Here is a 367-nt window from a genome sequence, read left to right as displayed (position 1 = left end):
CTGGAGAATGGCCGCCGTGGTGGCGACGGCGCCGCGGCCCGCGGTGTGGCCCTGGGCCATGACACCGAGGTAGAGGCGGCCGGGGCGGCCGGTGTCGGGAACGGCGAAGAAGCTGTCGCGGGCGTCGAGCCCGGAGGGCGGAAAGAGCTGGACGCCCTGGTGGTGCAGGGCGCGGACCTGCTCGGCGGAGCGCCGGATGGTCGCCGTGGCGGCGTCGATTTTGGGCTGACGGCCGTCCGGGCCGGTGCACAGCTCAAGGATCGCCGCCTCGTAGAGGCCGACGGTGGTGCCCAGCGGTCCGGTGAGCAGGTGCAACTCGTCCTGGATGATCAGGGACGGAGGCGGGTTTCCGGTCCCGGCGCCGAAG

General features: G+C 73.3%; 1 pseudogene. It reads right to left on the bottom strand.

Going from position 1 to position 367, the window contains the following annotated elements:
- Nucleotides 1-367: pseudogene (locus ACSNOK_RS33530) on the bottom strand (helicase-related protein); the annotation flags it as partial.

Origin of the sequence: Streptomyces sp. URMC 126 (assembly GCF_051386555.1) — a bacterium.
GTDB lineage: Bacteria > Actinomycetota > Actinomycetes > Streptomycetales > Streptomycetaceae > Streptomyces.
Note: the sequence above shows the minus strand (reverse complement) of the source record. Positions and strands in the feature narration are given on the sequence as shown.